Below are 21,166 nucleotides of genomic sequence, written 5' to 3'. Positions count from 1 at the left end.
CTCAGCCGGCGGCGCCCTGGCGCAGCAGGAACCGCTGCAGCTTGCCGGAGGGGGTCTTGGGCAGCCGGTCCACGAAGTGCACCCGGCGCGGGTAGGCGTGCTTGGAGTACTCGTCGCGGACTTTCGCCTGCAGCGCGGCCGCCAGGGCGTCCGGGTCCGCGACGGCCCCGGCGGGCACCACGAACGCCACGACCTCCTCGCCCCGCACCCCCTCCGGGTCCGGCAGGCCGACGACGGCCACGTCCTGCACCCGCGGGTGGTCGATGAGCACGGACTCCACGTCGAACGGGCCGATCCGGTACCCGGCGGCGAGGATCACGTCGTCGTCCCGGGAGGAGAAGAAGAACCAGCCGTCGTCGTCCTGCCGGGCGGTGTCCCCGGTCAGGTACCAGCGGCCGTCCGGGGTGAAGCGCTCCGCGGTCTTCTCCGGCTCCCCGAGGTACCCGGGGAACCAGAACAGGGGCGAGGCCGCGTCGATCGCGATCTGCCCGCCCCGGATCTGGGCGGCGATCCCCGGCAGGGGCACACCCATCGAACCCGGGCGGGGCGGCGCGGCCAGCTCGGGGTGCGCGAGGGTGCAGATGACCATGCCCAGCTCGGTCTGGCCGTAGTGGTCGCGGATCTCCGTGCCGAGGGCCGACCGGCCCCACTCGAGCACGGACGGCGGCAGCGGCTCCCCCGCCGTGGACACGCGCCGCAGCCGCAGCGGGGCGTCCTCGGTGACCTCCCCGGCCTTGGCCAGCGCGCGGAACATCGTGGGGGCGCCGGCGAGGTTCGTGACGCCCTGCGAGCGGATCACCTCGACCATGGTCGCCGGGGAGAACGCGCCGCGGTACTGCACCGAGGTCACCCCGAGCACCAGCGTGCCGACGATCCCGTAGTACAGCCCGTACGCCCAGCCGTGGTCGGCCGCGTTCCAGAACAGGTCCTCGGGGCGCAAGTCCACCGCGCACGTGAGATAGACGGCGAACGCGGCGGCCGCGCGCAGCGGCACGGGCACCCCCTTGGGGCGGCCGGTGGTGCCGGAGGTGAACAGCAGGGCGATCGGCCCATCCCCGCCGACGGCGACGTCCTCGGCCAGCGGCGCGGAGTCCGCGAGCGCGTCCCACTCCGCGCCGGTGCGGATGATCTCGATGCCGGGGATGTCCGTGAGCTTCTCGGCCTGGCGGGGTTCGGCGACGACGAACCGCGCCGCCGCGCCCTCGATGCGCATCCGTGCGGCGCCCTCGGCGAACGCGGTGAACAGCGGCACGTGCACGGCGCCGAGCCGCCACAGGGCCAGCAGCGTGATGACGAGCTCCTCCCGTTTGGACATCATCACGGGGACGCGGTCGCCGCGCGTGACGCCGCGGGCGGCGAGGCCGGTGGCGAGGCGGCGGGAGCGGTCGGCCAGCTCGCCGAAGGTGAGGTCGACGGCGGACATGTCCTCCGCCACGAACCGGAACGCCACGGCGTCGGCCGGCCATCGGTCGCAGAGCAGGTGGGCGGCGCAGGCGTCCGGGGTCTCGACGTCGGCGACCCACCCGGCCATCAGCCGGTCGATCGTCCCGGCCTCGCTGGCCTGCCCGGTCAGTTCCGTCATCTCGGTCTCCTCATCCCTCTCGGCACGCCGACGCCGGGCGACGGCGACGTCAGCCACGGTAGGTCCGCCGCGCCCCGGGCCACCGGGCGCGTCCGCATGTTGCACTCGATGTTGCACTCGCCACCCCGTCGCGGCTGAGGGCAGGATGGCGCCATGACCGAGCTCGATCCCGCCACCCCTCGCCCCTCCGGGACGCGCGCGGCCGCCCCACCCCGGACCGACGTCGCGCTGCGCCCGGTGGCCGCCGACGACGCCGACTTCCTGTGGACCTGGATCCACGGCGCCGAGGACCCCGAGTGGAAGTCGTGGGACGCCCCCTACTTCCACGCCGCGGACACGACCGCCCCGCCGAGCCGCGCGGACTTCGATGCCGACCACGCGCGCCGGCGCGTCGGCGACCCGGACGTCCGGGTCGTCACAGTGGAGGGCGCCCCCGTCGGTCTCGTGACCCGCACGGAGCAGCATCCGGCGGGCTCGGGCTGGTGGGAGCTCGGCATCCTGCTGTTCGACCCGACCACGTGGGGCCGCGGCGTCGGGCGGGCGGCGCTCACGCTGTGGTCGGACGCGTCGTTCGCGGAGACGGACGCGCACCTGCTGAGCCTGGTCACGTGGTCCGGCAACGCGCGGATGATCGCGTCGGCGGTCCGCGTCGGGTACGCCGAGGTCGCCCGCATCCCCGAGGCGCACTCCTGGGAGGGCCGGCGATGGGACTCGGTGCAGCTCGCGGTGCTCCGGCGAGACTGGTGGCCGGCGTCGGCGGACGGCTGAGGACGGCCCGGTCGCCGCCTTCGTCGGGCGTCCGCGGCGCCTGCCAGAATGGGGGCCATGACCTCGCAGCCCGCGCCCGCGTCCACCGCCCACCGCCGTTCCCTCGCCGAGGCCGGCATCGCCCTCGGCCCCCTGGACGGCCGCTACCGTGCGGCGGTGGAGCCGCTCGTGGAGCACCTGTCCGAGGCGGCGCTGAACCGCAACCGCATCCACGTGGAGGTCGAGTGGTTCATCCACCTGGCCGAGCACCGCGTGCTGCCGGGTCTCGAGCCGCTCACGGCCGAGCAGCAGGCGGGGCTGCGGGCGATCGTCACGGACTTCGACGCGGAGTCCGTGGCCGAGCTGGCGGCCACCGAGAAGGTCACGGTGCACGACGTGAAGGCCGTCGAGTACTTCATCGCCGACCGCCTCGAGGGGCTGGGCCTGGGCCGGCTGAAGCCGCTCGTGCACTTCGCGTGCACCTCCGAGGACATCAACAACCTCGCCTACGCGGTGGGCGTGCGCGACGCCGTCGAGCAGGTCTGGCTGCCGGCCGCCCGCGCCGCCGTGGCCACCGTCTCCGCGATGGCCGCCGAGGCCGCCGAGACCCCCATGCTCTCCCGCACGCACGGCCAGCCGGCCACGCCCACCACGCTGGGCAAGGAGATGGCCGTGTTCGTGCACCGTCTGACCCGCCAGACCCGGCGCATCGCCGGCCAGGAGTACCTGGGCAAGATCAACGGCGCCACCGGCACCTACGCCGCCCACCTCGCCGCCGCCCCGGACGCGGACTGGCCGGCCCTGTCCCGGTCCTTCGTGGAGCACCTCGGCCTCACCTGGAACCCGCTGACCACCCAGATCGAGTCCCACGACTGGCAGGCGGAGCTGTACGCCGACGTCGCGCGCTTCAACCGGATCCTCCACGGCTTCTGCGTGGACGTGTGGAGCTACATCTCCATCGGCTACTTCGCGCAGATCCCCGTGGCCGGCGCGACCGGCTCCTCCACGATGCCGCACAAGGTGAACCCGATCCGCTTCGAGAACGCGGAGGCCAACCTCGAGCTCTCCTGCGCCCTGCTCGACTCGCTGGGCGCCACCCTCGTGGAGTCACGCTGGCAGCGCGACCTCACCGACTCGACGTCGCAGCGCAACATCGGCGTGGCCCTCGGCCACTCGGTGCTCGCCCTGACCAACGTCACCAAGGGCATGGGCCAGCTCCAGGTGGCCGAGTCCGTGCTGGCCGAGGACCTCGACGCGAACTGGGAGGTGCTCGGCGAGGCCGTCCAGACCGTGATGCGTGCCGAGGCGATCGCCGGCGTGCCGGGCATGGACAACCCCTACGAGCGCCTCAAGGAGCTGACCCGCGGCCACCGCGTGGACGGGGCGCGCATGCGCGAGTTCGTGCAGGGCCTGGGCCTGTCCGAGGGCGCTCAGGCGCGCCTGCTCGCCCTCACGCCCGCCGGCTACACGGGCCTCGCGGCGCGCCTGGCCGCCGAGTTCGGCGGGCGCTGACGGGTCTGCCGAACAAAAAAAACAAATACGATGTGAGCATGCGCGATCCCGTGCCCTGCCCAGACCAGCCGAACAGCCCCTTCACGCCGGGGTACGGGCGGCGTCCCCTCGTGTTCGGCGGCCACGAAGACCTGCTCCGCGACATGGGCAGAGTTTTCCAAGACCATGACTTCGGCGAGAACCAGTCCGTCCTCCTGTCCGGGCTGAGGGGCGCCGGAAAGACCTCCATGCTGCAGCGGATCGAAGACCTCGCCCGAGATGCTGGTTGGCTCGTGATCAGCGAGGATGCCAGCGCGGGCCTCCAACGCCGGCTGGTGGAGAGCACGTTGCCAGACGTCGTGAATTCCCTACCCCGGCAGACCAAACGTGAGCTCAAGGAACTGGGGCTCTGGCACTTCTCCGCCGCGTGGGAGGTCACAGAGCGTCCCTCTCGTCCACTCATGCGCAATGATCTGGTGACCGTTGCCCAACATGCCGGGGTGCGCGGAATCCTCATCACGATCGACGAGGTCTCCTCGGGCAAGACGCGCCTGCGAGAGGTCAGCGCCGTCGCACGGGAGATCTCCCATGCCATCAGCCGCGGAGCAGACATCGTCGTGGCATTCGCCGGCATCAAGGTCGACCTCGACGAACTCGTACGGCAGGAGCACACGACCTTTCTCCGCCGCTCCCGGACCGCCGACTTCCACCGACTTTCCCCGAAGGAGACCCGCCACGTCCTCGCGGAGACGGCACGCCTCGGCGGCCGGGAGTTCACCGCAGAAGCCCTGGAGATGCTGATCGCCGCGGCCCAGGGCTACCCCTACCTCGTCCAGCTGCTGGGCGACTACGCGTGGCGACACCGGCCGAACCAGCCCCGGATCGACCTGTCTGCCGCCGAGGCAGCCCGCGCCCGGGGGCTGCAGGCGGTGATGGACCGCGTGCTGTCAAAGGTCTTCAACGACCTCTCCGCCAAGGATCAGGAGTTCCTCCGCGCCATGGCTGTCGACGAGGAGCGATCCCGCATCGGCGACATCACCGCGCGCCTCGGCTCCTACAGCCAGTATGTGAATCAGTATCGGAACCGACTCATCGACAGCGGCTACGTGCAACCGGACGGACACGGGTACCTCCGCTTCGCCCTTCCCTACCTCGGCGCCTACATCCGCTCTCTGACCGACAGGGGCCCGGCGTCGGCTCCGGACGACGACTGGAGCGCCTACCCGCCTCCCCTGACATGACGGGCGCCGGCCCGGGCTGCGGGGACACCACAGGAGCGTCCCCGCTACCGTGACCCCATGCTGACCTGCTCCGTCGCCGTCTGGCTGCTGACCACGTCCCCCAAGAGCCCGGAAGAGCTCCAGCGCGACCTGCCCTCCGCCGTCGACGAGACCGGCCAGGTGGCCGAGGCCGTGACCCAGATCGTCACGGCGGTGGACCTGGTGGGCGTGTTCTTCTTCGCGATCTCCGGCGCTATCCTGGCCGTCCGGAAGGGGTACGACATCGTCGGCTCCCTGCTGCTGGCGCTCATGGTGGGCACCGGCGGCGGCGTGATCCGCGACCTGATCGTCAACCAGGACGTCCCGGCTGCCTTCCGCAACCCGTGGTACCTGATCCTGCCGGTGCTGGCGTCGCTGGCCGTGTTCTTCAAGGTCCTCGACGGCGAGCGCGGCAAGCACGCGGTGATGCTCGTGGACGCGGTGGGACTGGCCGTGTACTGCGTGGTCGGCACCCGGATCGCGCTGCTCGGGGGGCTCTCCCCCGTCTCGGCCGCGGTGCTCGGGCTCGTGACGGCGGTGGGCGGCGGCCTGCTGCGAGACGTGGTGGCGGGCGAGCCCCCGGCCGTGTTCGGCGGGCGCGGCTGGTACGCCGTGCCGGCGCTGATCGGCGCCGCCGCCACCTCCGCGCTGGGCCAGGCCGAGCTGCTGAGCATCTACACGATGCTCGCGGTGATGCTCGTGGTCCTGGCGCTGCGCGTGGTCTCCCTGCGCCGGGAGTGGATGGCCCCGGGCGCGGAGATCACCGGGGAGACCCAGCGCCAGCGCATGGACCCGGACGACGCCCCGCCCGTGCCGGACGTCCGGGACCAGGGCAGCCCCGCCGACCCGCCGCGCGAGAGCGGCCAGGAGCCCACCACGCCCACCCCGCAGGTGGAGGAGAACGCCATGGACCGCACCGTCGACGGCGACGACGCCGCCTCCCGCCGCTGACCCCCCCTGGAAAGGAGCCGCCGTGGCCCTGCCGCAGCTGTTCGCCGAGCTGGCCGACGTCCCCTGGCTGCTGACCGTCCTGGACCTGGTGGGGGTGTTCTTCTTCGCGGTCTCCGGCGCCCTGCTGGCCGCACGCAAGGACTTCGACCTGGTGGGCTCCGTGGCGCTGGCCCTGCTGGCGGGCCTGGGCGGCGGCATCACCCGGGACATCGTCCTGGACCGGGGCCTGCCGGCGTCGCTGCAGGACCCGGTCTACCTGGCCCCGCCCGTGCTGGTGTCCCTGCTGGTGTACGTGGGCGCGATCCGGCCCAACCGGCTGAACCTGACCATCACCCTGTTCGACGCCGCCGGCCTCGCCCTGTTCACGGTGTCCGGCGTGATGATCGCGCACGCCATGGGCATCCATCCGGTGTCCGTGGTGGTGGTGGCCACCGTCGCGGCGCTCGGCGGCGGTGTGCTGCGGGACATCGTGGCCAACGAGGTGCCCTCCATCTTCGACCCCCGCGGCGTCTACGTGATGCCCGCCTTCGTGGGGGCGGGGGTGGCGGAGATGGCCGCCCAGAACGGCGCCCTGAACGCGTTCACGGGCTTCCTGATCGCCCTGCTGATCTTCACGGTGCGCATGGTGGCGTACCGCTACCAGTGGCGGCTGCCCGGGGCACACGTCACCCAGGACAAGGACCAGCTGGACCGTCTGCGTCGCCTGGCGGAGCAGGCGCAGGCCGCGGCGGCCCGACGCGCGGCGCGCGCCCGGGAGCGCACGCTGCGGCCGGTGTTCGGCCCTGCCGAAGAGTACGAGGACCAGGTGCGGGTGGAGGACTACGACCCGGACACGCAGTCCATCACCGTGGTGGACGAGGCCACCCGGCAGTCCGTCCGCTACCACCCGGAGACCGGCATCATGGACGTCACGGACCTGCGCACGGGCCGCACCCGCTCCTACGACGACCCGGAGGACGACTGGGTGGCGGACCGCAGCCCCGAGGACGACGCTGGCCCGGACCGGGACGGGTCGCGGGGCTGACGGGCGCTGAGAGTGGCTATGCTGGAGGTCCATGACCGGCACCGCTGACAGCGTCCCCACCATGGCCACCCAGTACACCGCGCGTCCCCTCGGGTTCGACCGCGAGAAGTACATCGAGCTGCAGTCCCAGCACATCCAGGAACGCCGCCGCCAGATCGGCGGGAAGCTGTACCTGGAGATGGGCGGCAAGCTCTTCGACGACCTGCACGCCTCCCGCGTCCTGCCCGGCTTCACCCCGGACAACAAGATCGCGATGCTCGACCGCATCAAGGACGAGACCGAGATCCTGGTGTGCTTCAACGCCAAGGACCTCGAGCGGAACAAGGTCCGCGCGGACCTGGGCATCACGTACGAGGACGACGTCCTGCGCCTCGTGGACGTGTTCCGGGAGCGCGGGTTCCTGGTGGAGCACGTGGTGGTCACGCAGCTGGAGGACGCCAACCACCGCGCGCTGGCATTCCTCGAGAAGCTCGAGCGGCTCGGCCTGAAGGTGGCCCGCCACCGCGTGATCCCCGGCTACCCGCACGCCATGTCCACGATCGTCTCGGAGCAGGGCTTCGGCGCGAACGAGTGGTCCGAGACCACGCGGGACCTCGTCGTCGTGACGGCCCCCGGCCCGGGCTCCGGCAAGCTGGCGACGTGCCTGAGCCAGGTGTACAACGATCGGCAGCGGGGCATCCCGGCCGGCTACGCGAAGTTCGAGACGTTCCCCATCTGGAACCTGCCGCTCGAGCACCCGGTGAACGCCGCCTACGAGGCCGCCACCGTGGACCTGGACGACATCAACCTGATCGACCCGTTCCACCTGGCCGAGTACGGCGAGCGGGTGACGAGCTACAACCGCGACGTCGAGGTGTTCCCGCTGCTGTCCGCGCTGCTGGAGAAGGTCACGGGCACCACCCCGTACAAGTCCCCCACGGACATGGGCGTGAACATGGCCGGCGCGGCGATCGTGGACGACGAGGTGTGCCAGGAGGCCGCGAAGCAGGAGATCATCCGGCGCTACTACAAGGCCCAGGTCAACGAGGCCCTGGAGGGCGCGGACGACACCGAGTCCGAGCGCGTGGCCCTGGTGATGTCCAAGCTGGGCCTGAGCTCGGAGGACCGCCCGGTGGTGGGTGCCGCGCAGCTGGTGGCCGAGCGCACCGGTGAGCCCGGCGCGGCCGTGCAGCTGGCGGACGGCACCCTGGTGACCGGCAAGACCTCGGAGCTGCTGGGCTGCTCCGCCGCGGTGCTGCTCAACGCCCTCAAGGTGCTGGCCGGCATCGAGGACGACGTGCACCTGCTCTCCCCCGCCTCGATCGAGCCGATCCAGACGCTCAAGACCGTGCACCTGGGCTCCAAGAACCCACGGCTGCACACGGATGAGGTGCTGATCGCGCTGTCCGTGTCCGCGGCGACCGACGCGAACGCGAGGGCGGCCGTCGAGCAGCTGGCGAGCCTCGAGGGCTGCGACGTGCACACGACGACGATCCTCGGCTCCGTGGACGAGGGCATCTTCCGGTCCCTGGGGATGCTCGTGACGAGCGAGCCGAAGTTCCAGAAGAAGGGGCTGTACCGGAAGCGCTGAGGCGAGGCGGTTCTTGCGACGAGCCTTGCGATATGGCCCTTTCCGGGGCGTTTTAGGGGCCATATCGCAAGGCTCGTCGTCCCGTGGAGGCAGACCACGACGCCGGCACGCGCCGCCGGCTCACTCCCCGGGCAGTCGCGGCGGCAGCACCGTGCCGTGTCGGGCGGCCTGGCGACGCATGAGGCGGGACAGGTCCCCGACGAAGCGGGGCCAGCCACCGCGTGTGAAGACCTCGCCCGCGACCCAGGTGACGGCCCAGTCGTCGGCTTCGAGACCGCGCCTGCGCGCCCGATCCCGCTGCCACTGAGCCCGATCCGTACGGTGCTGGTCGCCGTCGAACTCGAGGCACATCCGCAGTTCCTCCCAGGCCAGGTCCACGCGGACCGTCTCCCCGGAGCTGAAGCGGATCGGGGGATTCACCTGAGGCTCGGGGAATCCCGCCTCGTGGAGCCGGTGCCGTAGCCGCGACTCCGGCGGAGAGTCCGCGCCCGTGCGCAACAGGTCCAGCACAGCGCGAGCCCGCACGATGCCGCGGACGTTCTTCCGTGCGTGCGCGAGACGCCGCATCTCGTCCACCGTGGTGGCCCGGGGAGGCAGGTGACCGAGACGGCGCGCCTCCGCCCCGTGCGGTGACGGCAGCAGGCTGTCCCCAGCGACCACGAGATCCTCGACAGAGAGGTGGTGGGCGAGGTCCACCCAGGTCCAGGCGGGGGCGGTCAGACGCAGACCCCGGTACTCGATCACGGGTGCGTCCGGCTGGAGCTGGTGAGTGACCAGGCCCGACCGACTCGTCCGTCCTCCGTGGCCGCGCTCCTTCGCGAGATGGACCCGCGGATCCTCGAGCAGCCGGCCCGGGATCCACATCCCCCAGATCCGCGCGGCCGTGGCGTGGGAGAACACCCCCGAGGGGTTCAGCGACTGGACGGCGCGCAGATAGTCCGTCCACGTGGCCTCGACATCCCGGCTCATGCGCAGGCCGTGGCCGATCGCGACCAGGTCCGGTGCGCGGAGCCGGGCGCGGCTCAGGCCGGCCTCTCGGCCCTCCGGGACGGTCAAAATCGTAGGAAGCGACGTGGCGAGAGGAGCGAGGGGTCGCGGCATGCGACCAGGCTGGTGCTCCGCGTGGGCGATCGGGGCGCGCGGAGTCCGACCGGTGGACCACGGCCCGGCCACACGCACCTGTGCAGGAGACCGTCCAGCACCGCCCCCACCCACCCCCGGTGACGAGCCCTGCGATATGGCCCCTGCCAGCGGGTTTTAGGGGCCATATCGCAGGGCTCGTCACTCAGCAGGGGGTCTGCGCGTAGCCGGTCTGGGTCAGCCCACCCGCGTCACGCCGATGGTGTGGTCGGTGGTGAACTCCTCCAGGGCCCACTCGCCGTTGAACCGCCCCAGACCGGAGTTCCGGGCGCCACCGAAGGCCACGTGCGCCTCGTCCTGCACGGTCATCTCGTTGATGAAGCTCATGCCCGCCGCCAGTCCGTTCGCGAAGCGCAGCCCGCGGTCCAGATCCTGCGTGAAGACGGCCGAGGAGAGGCCGTACTCGTGGTCGTTGGCCAGCTCGAGCGCATGGGCTTCGTCATGGGCCTTGAGCACCACCGTCATGGGGCCGAAGATCTCCTCACGCGCGATGTCCATGTCGGCCGTGGCGTCCACCCAGACGAAAGGCGGCACCACACGGCCCTGGATCTCGCCGCCCACGAGTGCCCGGGCACCGTCCGCCTCCGCCGACGCGATCTTCTTCCTGAGGCTCTCGACCTGGGAGTCGTTGATGATCGGCCCCACCAGGACGCCCTCCTCAGCAGGGTCGCCGACCTTGAGCGCCTTCACCGCGCCCTCGTACTTGGGCAGGAACTCGTCGTAGACGGACTCGTCCACGATCACGCGCTGCACCGACATGCAGATCTGCCCGGAGTGGAGGTAGCCGCCGAGCACGGCCTGGTCGACCGCTGCGTCGAGGTCGGCGTCGTCGAGCACCACGAGCGGCGCGTTCCCGCCGAGCTCGAGCGCCACCTTCTTGATGGTGTCCCCGGTGACGGCGTTCGCGGCCACCTGTTTGCCCACGACGGTGGAGCCGGTGAAGGAGATCAGGCGCGGCACGGGGTGGGTGACGAAGGCGTCACCGATCTCGGAGCCGGAACCCACCACAACGGACAGCACGCCGGCGGGCAGTCCTGCCTCCTCGAAGACGCGGGCGATCAGGGTTCCGCCCGTGACCGCGGTGTCCGACGCGGGCTTGAGGACCACCGCGTTGCCCAGCGCGAGCGCGGGAGCCACGGAGCGCTGGGACAGGTGGAGCGGGAAGTTCCACGGTGAGATGACCCCGACGACGCCGATCGGCTTGCGGTACACCCGCGTCTCGCGGTTCGGCGTGTTGGAATCGAAGATCTTCCCGTGCACTCGGGTGGGGAAGCTCGCTGCCTCCTGGGTGATGGCGATCGCGAGGCTGACCTCGGAGTCCGCCTTGATGCGGGTGGAGCCGGCCTCCTTCACGAGCCAGTCGATGACCTCGTCGCGGCGCTCTTCGAGGATCTCGGCCGCACGACGCAGGACGGCGGCCCGGTCCTTCGGCGGCATGGCGGCCCACTCCTCCTGGGCCGCGGCGGCGGCGCGGTAGGCCTCGTCGAGGTCCTCCGCGGTGGCGAGGGCGAACTCGGCGACGACGTCGTCGGTGTAGGGGTTGATGTCCGACGCGCGGTCACCGGAGGCGCCGTCGCGCCACTGGCCGGCGATGAACTGCTGGTCCACACGGGTGTCGTGGAACGTGGCGGGGGTGGAGGTCGTGGGGGTCATGAGGTGCTCCTCTCTCAACGGGGAGTTCGGGACTGGAACACCCAGTTCACCCGCATGGGTGGGGGGCTTGGCGAGACCTTGGGGCCACTGAGGAGAGAAGGGACAAGCTCGAGCCCCCGGGTGCCGTCACCGCAACGGGCTCTCCCCGACGCATCTTCGTCGCCGTCATGGTTGCTCCCCATCCCCGGCACGTCACAGCCCGCGGACCATCACGACGGCCGAGCCGCATCAGGCGACATCGGCAACGGTGGCCTCCCGGAAGCGCTCGTATGCCCACGCGAGATTCTCACGGCATGGGCGGTCCGCCCGCCGCGTGGGCAGCTTCATGAGTTTTCGCCCGTGGAGGTCCTGAAGTCCGTGCCGCAGCATCGGCCCATCTACCTCGTCCAAGAGATCTTGTCGGATCTCCACGGTGAAGTCAGGTGTGATGCCCAAGAAGTGATTGTCGAAAGCACCGTGGTGGATCCTGCACATGGCAAGGCCATTGACAACGGTCGGCAGACCATGCACCTCACGATCCGGAACAATGTGAGCAGCGTCCAGCAATTCCGGATGCGCAAAATTGCAGACCGCGCAGTGGTTGTCGTAGGCGGCCAGCACGGTGGAACGGAAATGCGGCTGGTGAACGCGGATCTTGACCTCCCGCCTCAGGTACCGCTTGAGAGACGCCTCCAGAACAGACTCATGCATGAGTTCCGGCGAATAGTCCTCCGGCTCCATCGGCGCAAAGACGATTTGGTGTCGCTCATCCTCGCGTCCTACAACATAGACCGGAGCCACCACTTGAAACCGTGCCGGACTCATGCCCACGCCAACGAACCAGATCAGCGGGAGGCCGCGCTCGTATGCCCGGAAGAGCCCCTGGTTCGCTGGGAGACGGGGATTCGTGCCCTGCCACTTGTAGCGCATGAGGCCGTCGTCGCCGATTTCATCCTCGTAGGGACGGGCATGACCCTTTGGGCGATACACCGTGTAAAAGGAAAGCGCGGCATCAAACCCTGCCGGCTTGCGGATTCCGTTCTGCGTAGAGATCAGCGGGAACGGCTCCCCGTTCCACCGGAAGTCACCGATGTCCTCCCGGGTGAGCGGTACCTGGCCATCGAGCGAACGCATCTTCAGCCACTCAATGGCAGCGTCACGCAGCCCTATCGGTTCACTCATGGGGGTCCTTGCTCGCGAGCGCCTCAGACGCGGACGCCGTCTATGTCGCACCGTACCAAGCACGGCCCCGCATCGGGCTTGGCCGCACCGGGCCACGCTGCCGAGGATGGTGTCGGGCTCGAGCAGGCCGTGCCGGGTCGGCAGCCCGACGACGGCGCTGGGCCGGGCAGGTTCAGGGTGATGGTCAGGACGGAAACGCCGTCCAGCGCAGAGCTGAGGTCCATGCCCATGGTGGGCACGGGGCGTGGCGCGCCGGGCTCGCGGGCCTGGCTGTGATGTGCATCTTTCTGGGTGTTGGGTCGCGGTGCCTGTTCTCAGCAGTACTCCGCCCACACCCGCCGCTCCGCTCCGTCCACGGTCATCACCCCGCCGTGCGGCAGTACCCACTGCGGCCGGGTGTGGCCGAACGGGACGCCCACGCACACCACCGCGTCCGGGTTGTAGCGCCCGACCTCCTCCAGCACCACATCGGCCTGCTCCGCGCGCCGCCGCGCCCGCTCCTCCGCACCGCGCGGCACCTCGAAGGATCTCGTCGGCGGGCGAGCCGCCAGCACGGCGTCCACGGCGCCGAGCACGCCGCTCTCCCCCAGGATCCGCAGCAGCCGCCGCACCTCGCCGGCGCTCGGCAGCTCCTCACTGGTCTCGATGAGCAGCACACCACCCTCGAGCACCGCCATGTCCGCAGGCCCGCGGCCGGCCGCCATCACCCACGGCAGCACCTCGAGGCAGCCGCCCCACGTCCGGCCGGTCACGGCGCGCCGCGGCCCGGCCCAGCGCCACGGTGAGGCGCCCGCGCCGACGCCGCGCGCGCCGTCGTCGTGCGGGCCCGGCACCGGCTCGCGCGTCCCGAACTCGGTGAGCGCCCGCGGGTCCAGCCAGTCGACGCCGTGATCCTCCGACTCCCCCGGCTCCGTGATCTCCAGCCGCCCTCCCGTCAGCAGGGCGGCCCGCAGGGACGCGGCGTGCACCTCATCCACAGCCGGCCCCGGCCCCAGGTGCACCTGGGTGGAGCCGCCGTAGAAGCTCGCCACGCCGTTCGCCCACAGCCACTGGTGCAGGTTGGTGTTGTCGCTGTAGCCGAGGAACGGCTTGGGGTCCGCGCGCACGGCGTCCGCGTCCAGGTGGCCGATCACGGTGATCTGGTCCTCCCCGCCGACCGTGGCGATCACCGCCCGGATCTGCGGGTCCGCGAACGCCGCGTTCAGGTCCCGCGCTCGGCTCTCGGGACTCGCCCCGAGCTGCCGGGTGGTGGGGTACTCGACCGGCACCAGTCCGGTCACCTCGGCCAGGCGGCGCATCGCCTGCTCGTGCACCGCGGGAGCGTAGCGAGAGGCCACCTGTCCGTCGTTCCTCTCACTCAGACCAGACGACCTGCGCCCAGACCGCCCGGCGCCCCTCACCCCTGACGCAGCTCGCGCCGCAGGATCTTGCCCGTGGCGTTCTTGGGCAGCCCGTCCATGATGGTCACCTCCCGCGGCTGCTTGTAGCGGGCCAGACGTTCGGCCGCGAACGCCTGGAGCTCCTCCCCCGTGGCGGTGCTGCCCGGGGCCAGCGAGACGAAGGCGGCGATCTCCTCGCCCAGCCGCTCGTCCGGCACACCCACCACGGCGGCCTCGACCACGTCCGGATGCTCGTAGAGGACCTCCTCCACCTCACGGGGGTACACGTTCATGCCGCCGCGGATGATCACGTCCTTGAGCCGGTCCACGATCATCACGTACCCGGCCTCGTCCCGGCGGGCGATGTCCCCGGTGCGGAACCAGCCGTCCTCGTCGAACGCCGCCTCCGTGTCCTCCGGGCGGCCCCAGTAGCCGGCCATGATGCCCTCGCCCCGGATGCGCAGCTCACCGGAGGTCTCGAGGTCCTCCTCGGGCACCTCGGTGCCGTCCATCGCGACGATCCGGAACTCGAAGCCGTCCACCGGCCGGCCCACGGTGCCCGGGCGGGTCGGCGCGTCCACGGGGTTGAAGAAGCACGCACCCGCGTTCTCGGACAGCCCGTAGCCCTCCAACACGGGCACGCCGAACAGCTTCTCCGCCGCGCGCAGCGTCTCCACCGGCAGGCTCGCACCGCCGGAGAGGGGCATGCGCAGCCGCGAGAAGTCCGCCGGCTCGGCCCCGGCCTCACGGCGGGCCCGGGCCACGGAGAGGAACGCCCCGTGCATGGTGGGCACGCCGGGCAGGAACGTGATGCCGTGGTCCTGCAGCTGGTCGTAGGCGGCCTCCGGCACGAAGCGCGGCATCAGGGACAGGGTGGACCCGGCGAACACCGCGCCGTTGAGCACCACCGAGAGCCCGAACACGTGGAACATCGGCAGCGCCGCGAACACGACGTCGTCCGGGCCGAGCCGGCCCAGACCGGTCGCCGTCGCCATGGCGTTGGAACGCAGGTTCGTGTGCGTCAGCCGGGCACCCTTGGATCGCCCCGTGGTGCCCGAAGTGTAGAGCAGGACGGCGTCGTCGTCGGGGTCCCGCGGGGTGATCTCCGTGACCGGGGCGATGCCCTCGGCGGCGCACTCCCGCCCGACCGCTTCGAGGTCCAGGGTGACCACCTCGACGTCGACGTTCCCGGCCACCTCGTCCACGGCCGGCAGCCCGGGCATGGCCCAGAGCATGCGCGCCCCGGAGTCCTCGAGGAAGTACTCCAGCTCACGGGCGGTGAACAGCGGGTTGAGCGGCACCATCACCGCGCCCAGACGCATGAGCGCCTCGTAGACCGCCACGAAGGCCGGGACGTTGGGCAGCATCACGGCCACCCGGTCCCCCGGGCCCACCCCGCGGTGGCGCAGCCAGCCGGCCGTCGCGGCCGTGACCTGGTCCAGTTCGCGGTAGGTCATGCGGGCCTCACCGATCCGCAGGGCCACGGCATCCGGCTGCCGGGCCACGGTGGCCGAGAGCAGCTCGGCCACATGACCCCGGCGCTCGGTGGGCCGGCCGTGGGTGGTCGCGGAGGTGTCGGGGGTCTCGGAGGTGGTCTCGGAGGTGGTCTCGGAGGTCGTCACGGTGGCTCCTGATCTGGTGGGGCGGTCGTCGGAGGGGGGTCAGAGGAAGGCGGAGTGTCCGGTGAGGCCGCGGCCCACGATCAGCGAGTTCACCTCGTAGGTGCCCTCGTACGTGAAGATCGCCTCGACGTCGCAGAAGAACCGACCGAGCCCGACGTCGGCGAGGATGCCGTTGCCGCCCATCATCTGCCGGCCCAGCGCGGCCGACTCGCGGCACATCTGGGAGGTCTTCAGCTTCACCAGGGAGGCCTGCGTCATGGACACCTCGCCGGCGGCCTCGAGCTGCACCGCCCGGTGCGCCATGCCCAGGGTGGCCGCCAGGTTGGCCGCGATCTGCACGAGCAGGGACTGCACCAGCTGATGCCCGGCGATCGGGCGGCCGAACTGGGTGCGCTCCAGCGCGTAGCGGCGGGCGGCGTCGAGGATGCCCTGCTGCGCGCCCACGGCCTGCCAGCCCAGGCCGTTGCGGGAGCCCAGCAGGATCACGTTGGTGTCCGCGAAGGTGTTGGCCTTCTCCAGCTTGTTCTCCGCCGGGATGCGCACGTCCGTGAAGGTGATGTCCGCGTTCTGGACGATCTTCACCGCGGTCTTGTGCTCGATCTTGGTGGCCTCGTAGCCGGGGGTGTCGGTCTCCACGATGAAGCCCTTGACCTGGTCGTCCTCCTCGTCCCGGGCCCACACGATCGCGATGCGGGACATGGTGCCGTTGCCGATCCACCGCTTGGCCCCGTTGATCACCCACTCGTCCCCCTCTCGGCGGGCCGTGGTGGCCATGCCGCCGGCGACGTCGGAGCCGTGCTCCGGCTCGGTCAGCGCGAAGCAGCCGGTGTACTCCATCGCGTACAGGCCCGGCAGCCACGTCTGCTTCTGCTCCTCCGAGCCCAGGGCCTCCAGGGTGGCCCCGACGAGGTCGTTGTGCAGGGCGAAGTACACGCTGAGGGAGATGTCCGCGCGGGCCAGCTCGGCCATCAGGTGCCCGCGGAACAGCGGGTCCTCGGTCATGCCGCTGATGTGGTTGTAGCCCAGCTCGCCGACGCGGCGGGCGATCTCGTGCGGGAACTCGTCCCGGCTCCAGGCCTCGGCCACGTGCGGGGTGACGATCTCGGCCAGGGCGGCGCGGATCTCCGCGAGCTTCTCCTGCTGCTCGGGCGTCAGGAGGCGGTGGTACTCGAGGACGTCGACGTCGATCAGCGAGCGGGTGCGGGAATCCGTGGTGGTCATGAGGGGCTCCTGGAGGTCGTTCGAGGGGGGGTGCTGAGTCGTGGGGGTCAGGCGGTGGGGCTGGCCAGGGCGGTGAGCGGGATGCCCCGCTCCTCCCCCCATACCTGCCAGTGGGCGGCGTCGTGCCGGGAGAGGGCCTCGGTGAGCTGCGCGCGGACGTCCCCGTCCGCGTCCAGCCCGAGACCCTCGACGAGCGCGGCCGCGAAGTGCGGCTCGAGCGCGCCGACGGCAACATGGCCCTCGGCCGCCGGATACACCCCGTAGTGGGGCAGGGCCCCGCCCAGGGGGCTGCGCGGGCCCGTCATGCGGTGCCGGTTGGGCAGGGCCAGGGCGTGCGCGGCATCGGCGAGCGCCACCGTGGCGTGCCCGCCGTCCCCGTCCGCGCCGCGGGCCCACAGCAGGGCCAGCGCGGCGGAGACGGCCCGCTCGGCACCGTGCAGATCCGCCGCGAGGATCCGCGGTGGAGCCCCCGGCGCCAGGAGGCCCGCCGCGGCCTGGTAGTTGATGTCATGGCCTGGCACGTCCGTGCGGTCCCCGTCGTATCCGGTGATGTCCACCTGGCAGATCCGCCGGTGGCGGGCGCGGACGGCGTCGGCGTCCAGGCCCAGCCGGCGCAGCGCCCCGGAGCGGTGGGAGGTGAGGAACACGTCCGCCTCGGCCAGGATCTGCTCCATCTCGGCGGCCCCGGCCTGGGACTTCATGTCCACGGTGCGCACCGACTGCCCGCGGTGCAGCTCCTCGTAGAGGGCCGGCACCAGGGTGGCCACGGGGTCCCCGCTGGGCGGGAGCACCGTGACGACGTCGGCGCCCAGCTCCTGCAGGCGGGCCGCGGCGACGGGCCCGGGCAGGTTCAGCGCGATGGTCACCACGCGCACCCCGGCCAGCGGTGCGGCGCTCATCGGCCCGGCCCCTCGCCTCGCTCGGCCCGCTGCCGGAGGGTGTCGCCGGGACGGAACCGCTCGCCGTAGCGGTCGGCCAGCTCGTCGGCGCGGGCCACGAACGCGGCCGGTCCGCCCTCGCGGTGCGTCATGAACGTCACGGGCCCACCGGTGTGCGGCGGGAAGCCGATGCCGAACACGCCGCCGAGGTTCGCCGAGGGGGCGTCGGTGAGGACGCCGTCGTCGAAGCAGCGGGCCGTCTCGATGGCCATGCGGTAGAGCAGGCGGTCCTGCAGGTCCTGCTCGGGCACGTCCGCCCCGGTGGCGAAGTGCTCGGCCAGGCCCGGCCAGAGGTGCTTGGGGCCCTCCTCCGGGTACTCGTAGAAGCCGGCGCCCTGAGCGCGGCCCGGGCGGCCGAACTCGTCCACCATGCGCTCCACCACGCGCTCGCCCGGACGCACCGGACGCTCACCGCCGGCCTCGGCGACGGCCTTCTCCTCCTCGCGGCGGATGTGCTGGATCAGGGTCAGGGAGACCTCGTCCATCATGGCCAGCGGGGAGGCCGGGAAGCCGGCGTGGCGGGCCGCCCGCTCGATCCGCTGCGCGTCGACGCCCTCCTCCACGAGGGCCGCGGCCTCGAGCACGAGCGTGCCGTAGACGCGGGAGGTGTAGAAGCCGCGCCCGTCGTTGACCAGGATGGGCAGCTTGCGGATCTGCTGCACCAGGTCGTAGGCGCGCTCCACCGTGCGCTGGGAGGTCTGCTCACCACGGATGATCTCCACGAGCCTCATCCGGTCCACCGGGGAGAAGAAGTGCAGGCCGATGAAGTCCTGGGGCCGCTCCCGCGGGCCCTGCAGCAGGGTGATCGGCAGCGTGGAGGTGTTGCTGCACAGCAGGGTGTCCGGGCCGACCACCTCCTCCACCTCGGCGAACACCGCGTCCTTGAGCTCGACGTCCTCGAACACGGCCTCGATCACCGCGTCCACGTGGGCGAGGTCCTGATAGTCCTCGGTGGGCTGTACCCGGGCCAGGACGGCGTCGGCGTCCTCGCGGCTCATGCGCCCCTTCGCCACGCGCCCCTCGAGGAGGGCGCCCACCCGCTCACGGCCGCGCTCGGCGGCCTCCAGGCTGACGTCCTTGAGCATCACGTCCACGCCGTTGAGCGCGAGCGCGTGGGCGATGCCCACGCCCATCATCCCGGCGCCCAGCACCGCCGCCGTGGTGATCGTGCTGCGCTCGCGGGAGGGACCGCCCAGGGCCGTGCCGGAACGCAGCGCCTGCATGTCCGAGTGGAACGCCTGGATCATGGCGGAGGAGGTGTGGCCCGTCACGAGGGACACGAAGTACCGGGTCTCGATGCGCGAGGCGGTGTCGAAGTCCACCTGCGAGCCCTCCACCGCGGCGCTGAGGATCGCCTTCGGGGCGGGCAGGTCCGCGCCGTGGAGCTGCCGGCGCAGGGTGGCGGAGAACGCGGGCAGGCGGGAGGCAAAGGAGGCCTGGGCGGGGGTGCCGCCGGGGATCGTGAAGCCCTTGACGTCCCAGGGCTTCACGGCGGCGTCGGCGTCGTCGCGGTGCTCCAGGATCCAGCGCTTGGCGGCGGGCACCAGGTCCGCGGGGTCGGTCACGACCTCGTCGATGATCCCCTTCTCCATCGCGGCCCGGGCGTCGCGGGCGGTGCCCTGCAGCAGCCAGTCCATCAGGGCGCGCTCCACGCCCACCATGCGCACCAGGCGGGTGATGCCGCCGCCTCCGGGCAGCAGGCCCAGGGTGACCTCCGGGAGGCCGACCTTCAGCCCCGGGTCGTCCACGGCGATGCGCCGGTGGCAGGCCAGCGCGATCTCCAGGCCGCCGCCGAGCGCCGTGCCGTTGATCGCGGCGACCACGGGGCGGCCGAGGGTCTCGAGGCGGCGCAGCTGGCCCTTGACCCGCTGCGTCAGCGCGAACACGGACTCCACGTCCTCGGGGCCGGCCTGGGCCAGGGAGTCCAGGTCGCCGCCGGCGAAGAAGGTCTTCTTCGCGCTGGTCAGGACGACGCCGGTCACCGTGTCCCGTTCCGCCTCCAGGCGGTCCACGACGGCGTCCATCGCGTCCTGGTACCGCTCGTTCATCGTGTTGACCCGCGCCTGCGGGTCGTCCATGGTCAGCGTGACGACGCCGTCGGCGTCCTGGTCCCAGGTGATCATGTGCTCACTCATGCCGGTGCTCTTCCTGCCGTGCTGGTCGGTCGGGTGGGTGGGGCGCTCAGACGCGCTCGACGATCGTGGCGACGCCCATGCCGGCGCCGATGCAGAGCGTGGCGATGCCGGTCCGCAGGTCGCGCCGCTCGAGTTCGTCCACGAGGGTGCCGAGGATCATGGCGCCGGTGGCGCCCAGGGGGTGGCCCATGGCGATCGCGCCGCCGTTGACGTTGGTCTGCTCCTCGGTCCAGCCCATCTCCTTCATCAGCAGCAGCGGCACGGCCGCGAACGCCTCGTTGATCTCCACGAGGTCGATGTCCGCGGCGGTCATGCCGGCCACCTCGAGGGCCTTGCGGCACGCCGGGGTGGGGCCGGTGAGCATGATGGTGGGCTCGGAGCCGACGACGGCGGCGGAGACGATCCGGGCCCGCGGACTCATCCCGGCCCGCCGGCCGGCCTCCTCGGAGCCGATCAGCGTCAGCGCGGCGCCGTCGACGATGCCCGAGGAGTTGCCGGGGTGGTGCAGGTGCTCGATCCCCGCCAGCGAGCTGTACTTCTCCAGCGCCACGGCGTCGAAGCCCGCCTCCCGGCCCAGCGCCTCGAAGGAGGGCTTGAGCGTGGCCAGGGTCTCCACGGACGAGTCGGGGCGGATGGTCTCGTCCCGGTCCAGCACGGTCATCCCGTTCATGTCCGTCACCGGGACCACGGAGCGGGCGAACCGGCCCTCCTGCCACGCCGCCGCAGCACGGCGGTGGCTCTGCGCGGCGAAGCGGTCCAGCTCTGCGCGGCTGAATCCCTCACGGGTGGCGATCAGGTCCGCGGAGACGCCCTGCGGGACGAAGTCGGTGGCCAGGGAGGTGGCCGGGTCCATGGCCCACGCGCCGCCGTCGGAGCCCATGGGCACGCGGGACATGGACTCCACGCCGCCGGCCACGAGCAGAGACTCCCAGCCGGAGCGGATGCGGGCGGCGGCCTGGTTCACGGCCTCGAGCCCGGAGGCGCAGAACCGGTTCAGCTGCACGCCGGCCACGGTCTGCGGCAGGCCCGCCTTGAGGGCGGCCACCCGGGGCAGGACCGCGCCCTGGTCGCCCACCGGGCTGACGCAGCCGAGGATCATGTCCTCGATGTCGGCGGGGTCGAGCCCCTCATGGCGGTCGCGCAGGGCGTGGGTCAGGCCGACGACGAGGTCGATCGGCTTGACCTCGTGGAGGGAGCCGGAGGGCTTGCCGGCACCGCGCGGTGTGCGGAGGGCGTCGTAGAGGAAGGCGTCCTGGGTCACGGGGTCTCCTGGGGTCGGGGTGGGTCTGGGGA

The 21,166-nt window shown here is 71.7% G+C and carries 16 protein-coding genes; 6 read left to right on the top strand and 10 right to left on the bottom strand.

The features are described 5' to 3' along the window. Position 1: 1 nt before the first annotated feature. On the bottom strand, positions 2 to 1,582 hold the full coding sequence (locus ACUJ8O_RS09425; RefSeq protein ID WP_095347232.1) for an AMP-binding protein: 1,581 nt from the start codon (positions 1,580 to 1,582) through the stop codon (positions 2 to 4). Positions 1,583 to 1,735: 153 nt separating this feature from the next. On the opposite strand from ACUJ8O_RS09425, the gene ACUJ8O_RS09420 reads away from it, so the two are divergent. From ACUJ8O_RS09420 to ACUJ8O_RS09395, 6 genes are read left to right on the top strand one after another with little or no spacing between them, the layout of a single operon-like run. After that, on the top strand, positions 1,736 to 2,350 hold the full coding sequence (locus tag ACUJ8O_RS09420; RefSeq protein WP_095347231.1) for a GNAT family N-acetyltransferase: 615 nt from the start codon (positions 1,736 to 1,738) through the stop codon (positions 2,348 to 2,350). Positions 2,351 to 2,407: 57 nt separating this feature from the next. Next, positions 2,408 to 3,841: an adenylosuccinate lyase gene (gene purB, locus ACUJ8O_RS09415; RefSeq protein WP_095347230.1), complete on the top strand. Its 1,434-nt coding sequence runs from the start codon at positions 2,408 to 2,410 to the stop codon at positions 3,839 to 3,841. A 38-nt stretch (positions 3,842 to 3,879) separates the two neighbouring features. Then, complete coding sequence (locus ACUJ8O_RS09410) at positions 3,880 to 5,061, top strand: ATP-binding protein (protein ID WP_010080078.1); 1,182 nt, start codon at positions 3,880 to 3,882, stop codon at positions 5,059 to 5,061. Between the two features lie 57 nt (positions 5,062 to 5,118). Next, a complete protein-coding gene (locus ACUJ8O_RS09405; RefSeq protein ID WP_095347229.1) occupies positions 5,119 to 6,030 on the top strand; it encodes a trimeric intracellular cation channel family protein in 912 nt (303 codons plus the stop codon). Between the two features lie 22 nt (positions 6,031 to 6,052). After that, positions 6,053 to 7,054: a trimeric intracellular cation channel family protein gene (locus ACUJ8O_RS09400; protein ID WP_095347228.1), complete on the top strand. Its 1,002-nt coding sequence runs from the start codon at positions 6,053 to 6,055 to the stop codon at positions 7,052 to 7,054. Positions 7,055 to 7,085: 31 nt separating this feature from the next. Then, positions 7,086 to 8,624, top strand: coding sequence for a DUF1846 domain-containing protein (locus ACUJ8O_RS09395; RefSeq protein ID WP_445373332.1), 1,539 nt, complete (start codon positions 7,086 to 7,088; stop codon positions 8,622 to 8,624). A gap of 120 nt (positions 8,625 to 8,744) precedes the next feature. Here the strand turns inward: ACUJ8O_RS09395 and ACUJ8O_RS09390 are convergent, their stop codons facing one another. The 9 genes from ACUJ8O_RS09390 to ACUJ8O_RS09350 form a co-directional block, all read right to left on the bottom strand. After that, on the bottom strand, positions 8,745 to 9,680 hold the full coding sequence (locus ACUJ8O_RS09390) for a hypothetical protein (RefSeq protein WP_095347226.1): 936 nt from the start codon (positions 9,678 to 9,680) through the stop codon (positions 8,745 to 8,747). 261 nt (positions 9,681 to 9,941) lie between these two features. Further along, on the bottom strand, positions 9,942 to 11,417 hold the full coding sequence (locus ACUJ8O_RS09385; protein WP_036336669.1) for an aldehyde dehydrogenase family protein: 1,476 nt from the start codon (positions 11,415 to 11,417) through the stop codon (positions 9,942 to 9,944). 228 nt (positions 11,418 to 11,645) lie between these two features. Beyond that, a complete protein-coding gene (locus ACUJ8O_RS09380; protein WP_036336667.1) occupies positions 11,646 to 12,578 on the bottom strand; it encodes an HNH endonuclease in 933 nt (310 codons plus the stop codon). A 314-nt stretch (positions 12,579 to 12,892) separates the two neighbouring features. Beyond that, positions 12,893 to 13,891, bottom strand: coding sequence for an LD-carboxypeptidase (locus ACUJ8O_RS09375; RefSeq protein WP_316242181.1), 999 nt, complete (start codon positions 13,889 to 13,891; stop codon positions 12,893 to 12,895). A gap of 83 nt (positions 13,892 to 13,974) precedes the next feature. Continuing rightward, positions 13,975 to 15,579 carry a long-chain-fatty-acid--CoA ligase gene (locus ACUJ8O_RS09370; protein ID WP_256999298.1) on the bottom strand — a complete coding sequence of 535 codons (1,605 nt, stop codon included), beginning with the start codon at positions 15,577 to 15,579 and terminating at the stop codon, positions 13,975 to 13,977. Positions 15,580 to 15,618: 39 nt separating this feature from the next. Then, a complete protein-coding gene (locus tag ACUJ8O_RS09365; protein WP_036336663.1) occupies positions 15,619 to 16,800 on the bottom strand; it encodes an acyl-CoA dehydrogenase family protein in 1,182 nt (393 codons plus the stop codon). A 47-nt stretch (positions 16,801 to 16,847) separates the two neighbouring features. Beyond that, positions 16,848 to 17,699, bottom strand: a complete 852-nt coding sequence (locus ACUJ8O_RS09360; RefSeq protein WP_036336661.1) for a CoA transferase — start codon at positions 17,697 to 17,699, stop codon at positions 16,848 to 16,850. Then, entirely contained in the window at positions 17,696 to 19,873 is a 2,178-nt protein-coding gene (locus ACUJ8O_RS09355; protein ID WP_036336659.1) for a 3-hydroxyacyl-CoA dehydrogenase NAD-binding domain-containing protein, read from the bottom strand. Before ACUJ8O_RS09355 ends, ACUJ8O_RS09360 begins: the two co-directional genes overlap by 4 nt. A 46-nt stretch (positions 19,874 to 19,919) precedes the next feature. Then, positions 19,920 to 21,134, bottom strand: a complete 1,215-nt coding sequence (locus tag ACUJ8O_RS09350) for an acetyl-CoA C-acetyltransferase (RefSeq protein ID WP_036336657.1) — start codon at positions 21,132 to 21,134, stop codon at positions 19,920 to 19,922. Positions 21,135 to 21,166: the final 32 nt, after the last annotated feature.

Source organism: Micrococcus sp. EWR3.9.1, assembly GCF_052615555.1.
Note: the sequence above shows the minus strand (reverse complement) of the source record. Positions and strands in the feature narration are given on the sequence as shown.